The 3,509-nt window shown below is 70.6% G+C and carries 4 protein-coding genes; all 4 read right to left on the reverse strand.

Annotated elements, in window-relative coordinates:
- The coding region (locus A9O63_RS00540; RefSeq protein WP_141703015.1) for a response regulator at positions 1–461 on the reverse strand (461 nt) is incomplete at its 3' end.
- Positions 458–1,270 (reverse strand): CheR family methyltransferase, encoded by an 813-nt coding sequence (locus tag A9O63_RS00545; protein ID WP_069330170.1) that lies wholly within the window; start codon positions 1,268–1,270, stop codon positions 458–460. The genes A9O63_RS00540 and A9O63_RS00545, both read right to left, overlap by 4 nt.
- The gene (locus A9O63_RS00550; RefSeq protein ID WP_069330171.1) at positions 1,267–2,466 is read right to left on the reverse strand and encodes a chemotaxis protein CheA; all 1,200 of its coding nucleotides are present in this window, start codon (positions 2,464–2,466) and stop codon (positions 1,267–1,269) included. The genes A9O63_RS00545 and A9O63_RS00550 overlap by 4 nt, the downstream gene beginning before the upstream one ends.
- A gap of 144 nt (positions 2,467–2,610) precedes the next feature.
- Positions 2,611–2,916, reverse strand: coding sequence for a hypothetical protein (locus tag A9O63_RS00555; RefSeq protein WP_002720198.1), 306 nt, complete (start codon positions 2,914–2,916; stop codon positions 2,611–2,613).
- Between the last annotated feature and the right edge of the window lie 593 nt (positions 2,917–3,509).

The following is a 3,509-nucleotide window of genomic DNA, read 5'->3' on the forward strand; positions in this document are numbered from 1 at the left end:
CCGTCGGGCAGCGCGAGCCGGGCCCGGGCCGCGGCCCAGACCCGGGCACAGACGTCGCGCATGATCGCGGGCAGCCCCTGGCCCGCGCCGAGCGAGGGCTTCGAGATGATGTCCACCGCTCCCGCCTCCATGGCGCGCATGACCGTCTCGCCGCTCGTCCGCGTGAGCGAGGAGATGACGACCGTGGGCACCGGCGCGCTCTCCATGTAGCTGCGCAGGAAGGTGAGCCCGTCCATCTGCGGCATCTCGAGATCGAGCGTCACCACGTCGGGCTTCAGCGCGGCCATCTGCGCGCGCGCGGCCTCGGCGCCCGAGGCGGTGCCCACCACCTCGAGCCGCGGGTCGGTCGCAAGCCCCAGCGCCAGCGCCTGCCGGACCATGGCGGAATCGTCCACGATCAGCACGCGCGTGCGCCCCTCGCGGGCCTGCGCGGCCATCGGCCTGTCGGCGGCAGCCGTCATCGGCGGACCTCCTTCTGATGGAGGCCGCCGCCCAGCGACCGCCAGCCGGTCTCGTGCCCGCGCAGGCTTTCGGTGACGCTCGTCACCAGCCAGCCGCCCGGCTCGGTCGCGGCATGGAGCGCGCGCAGCGTCTCGGCCTGATCGGCCCGGTCGAAGTAATAGAGCACGTTGCGGCAGAAGATCGCCTGGAACGGCTTGCGGAACGGGAAGGGCCGGGTCTTGAGGTTCATCCGGCGGAAGGTGCAGGCGGCCGCGATCTCGGGCGCCACGCGGTAGCTGCCGCCGCCCAGCGGCACGAACCAGCGCCGGAGCACGGCGTCGGGCACCTGTTCGAGATGGCGGCGGCGGTAGATCCCCTGCTCGGCCTGCTCGACCATGGGCGCGCTGATGTCGGTGCCGAGGATCTGGGTCCGCGCGAGACCGGCGGGCCCCAGCGTCTCGGCGATCATCATGGCGATCGTATAGACCTCGTCGCCGCTCGAGCAGGCCGCGCTCCAGATGCGGATCTCCTCGCGGCGCGCGAGCACGGGCAGCACCATGGCGCGGAAGGCATCGAGCACGTCCGGCTCGCGGCAGAAATAGGTGTGGTTGGTCGAGGCCGCATGCATCACCGCCAGTTCGAGCTCGTGCGAGCCCTCGGCATCGAGGCGCAGCGCGATGTCGGCGAGGCTGCCCAGATCGTAGGCGCGGCGCACGCGGGTCAGCCGCTGGCGCAGAAGCTCGCCCTTGTGCTCGGGATAGGCGATGCCGCAGCGCCGGCTCAGCCAGACGCGGATCGCCTCGTAGCCCGCCTCCTCGCGGATCGTCATGCCGCACCTCCCGCCGCGAGGCGGTTGCCGTCGAGCACGAGCGCCACCTCGCCTGTGCCGAGGAGCGCGCAGCCCCAGCTGGCCCGCACCTGCGCGAGACGGCCCGTGAGAGGTTTCATCACCACCTGCTGGCGGTCGAGCACCTCATCGACCGGCAGCGCGATGAGGCCGGTCGCGGTGCTGACCACGGCCAGCACCTGCCCGGCGGGCGGCGAGACCGCGGAGGGCGCCTCGCCGTAGAACCGCTCGAGCCGGCAGACCGGGATCCAGCGGCCGCGCAGCCTCAGCATCTCGGAGCCGCCCGCCGCGCCCACGCCCATCAGGTCGGCGGACTGCGGCTGCACGATCTCGGACACCGCGTCGATGGGCAGCGCATAGAGCCGCGCGCCCAGACGCAGGATGATGCAATCGAGGAAGGCCAGCGAGACGGGAATATGGAGCGACACCTCGCTGCCCTGCCCGTCGCGGCTGTCGACGCCGATGCGGCCGCGCAGGGCGGACATGGTGGCGTTGAGCACATCCATCCCCACCCCGCGCCCCGAGAGGTTCGTCACGGCCTCTGCGGTCGAGAAGCCGGGCTCGAAGATCACCTTCCAGAGGGTCGCGGGCTCGGGCTCCTCGTCGGGGCCGAAGAGGCCGCGCTCGCGCGCCCGCTTCAGGATCTTCGGCCGCGAGAGGCCGCGCCCGTCGTCGGCCACCGAGATCCGCACCTCCGAACCCGCCTGCGCGGCCGCGAGCACGATCCGTCCCGTCTCGGGCTTGCCCGCCGCCCGCCGCTCCTCGGGCGGCTCGAGCCCGTGATCGGCCGAGTTGCGCACCACATGGAGGAGAGGGTCGTAGAGCTGGTCGGCCACGAGCTTGTCGATCGCCGTCTCGGCGCCCTCGAAGACCATCTCGATCTTCTTGCCCGTCTGCCGCTCGAGTTCGCGCACCATCCGGCGGAGGCGCTTGAACACCTCCTCGACCGGCACGAGCCGGAGCTCGGTCGCGGCATCCTGCACCTCGCGCACGATCATCCGGAGCCGGTGGACGGCCGCGTCGAAGGCGGGCAGCTCCAGCCCTTCCAGATCGGGCGAATGGACCGTCTCGGCGACCGAGAGCGAGAGCTCGCCCACGAGATCCATGAGCCGGCCGATCTTCTCGGAGGAGACGCGCAGGAGCCCGCTGTCGGGCCCGGCTTCGACGGCCGCGCTCATGCCTGCCCCCTCGGAGGCCGGACGGCCCGGGGCCGGGCGCGGCCGACGCCCGCCCCGGGGCAGGCGCGGCAGGCCGGGGGAGGCATGGCGGACAGGGGAAGGATCGGGGACATGGGGCTCGATGGCTCTCGGGCGGGGCCGCGGTCAGGCCGCTTCGTCGCTTCGGTCGAAATTGAAGATGCAGACGCCGTCGAAGCCCGTGGACTTGAACAGGAAGGTCTTCTTCATCGTGTCGAGGAAGCCGCCGTGCTTCTTCTCGAAATTCTTCAGCTCGCCGATCGCCGGGAAGAAGACGTTGATCGACACATCGCCCTCCTTCGAGATCAGCACGTTCAACCCGCTGAGATTGCAGGTGGGGATGGCGTTGCCGAGGGCCTCGACCACGAAGGGCACGGCGATCTGGGCGGCATCGAGACTTGGAAATTTCAGATGATAGGTCTTGGACAACATGACGCTTGGGGCCCCGCAATCTTTGTTCCGTGGGACGGGAAACGGCGCGCCGGCGCGGGATGTGAGTCACCCTAGGGATGGGCGAGTTACATCCGTTCGTATGGAGAGCCCTGCGAGGATACATACCGGCGCGACCGGAGACCGGCGAAAGCCGGGGTCACTCTCGGCGGCAGGGATCCCCGCCGGCCGAAAGACCTGTCGGAAAGTTGCCCCAGCCCGAAGGTGGAGGGGCCGCTGACGGTTCCTCGACAGAAGCCAAGGGTCAATTTCCCGACAACGTGCGCGGCACGCCTCCGGTTCCCGCCTTATCGACGAAGGCGCCGCCCGTTTTAGAGCCCGGCGAAAAATTTTCTGCGCTCCCCCGGCGCGTTGGCACGATCCCTGCCTTTAGGTGGGCAAGAGACGAGAAACGTCGAGGAGCAGACATGGCCGCCATCCAGATCATCGGAACCGACTTTGCCGCCGCCGCGGCGCTCGAGGGGCTGCTCGCCCGCAGGCGCGTGCGCCTGCAGGGACCGGAGGGCGGCCCGGTGTCGGTTCTGGCCTGCTCGGCGCGCCATGAGGCGCAGGCGGGCGGCACGGTGGGCGTGACC

This window comes from Cereibacter johrii (assembly GCF_001720585.1).
GTDB classification, from domain to species: Bacteria; Pseudomonadota; Alphaproteobacteria; order Rhodobacterales; family Rhodobacteraceae; genus Cereibacter_A; species Cereibacter_A johrii.

Bases quoted from the DNA above. Each gene is read 5' to 3' on its own strand.
- A9O63_RS00550 (WP_069330171.1), bottom strand. From the start codon at position 2,466: ATGAGCGCGGCCGTCGAAGCCGGGCCCGACAGCGGGCTCCTGCGCGTC.
- A9O63_RS00555 (WP_002720198.1), bottom strand. From the start codon at position 2,916: ATGTTGTCCAAGACCTATCATCTGAAATTTCCAAGTCTCGATGCCGCC.
- A9O63_RS00545 (WP_069330170.1), bottom strand. From the start codon at position 1,270: ATGACGATCCGCGAGGAGGCGGGCTACGAGGCGATCCGCGTCTGGCTG.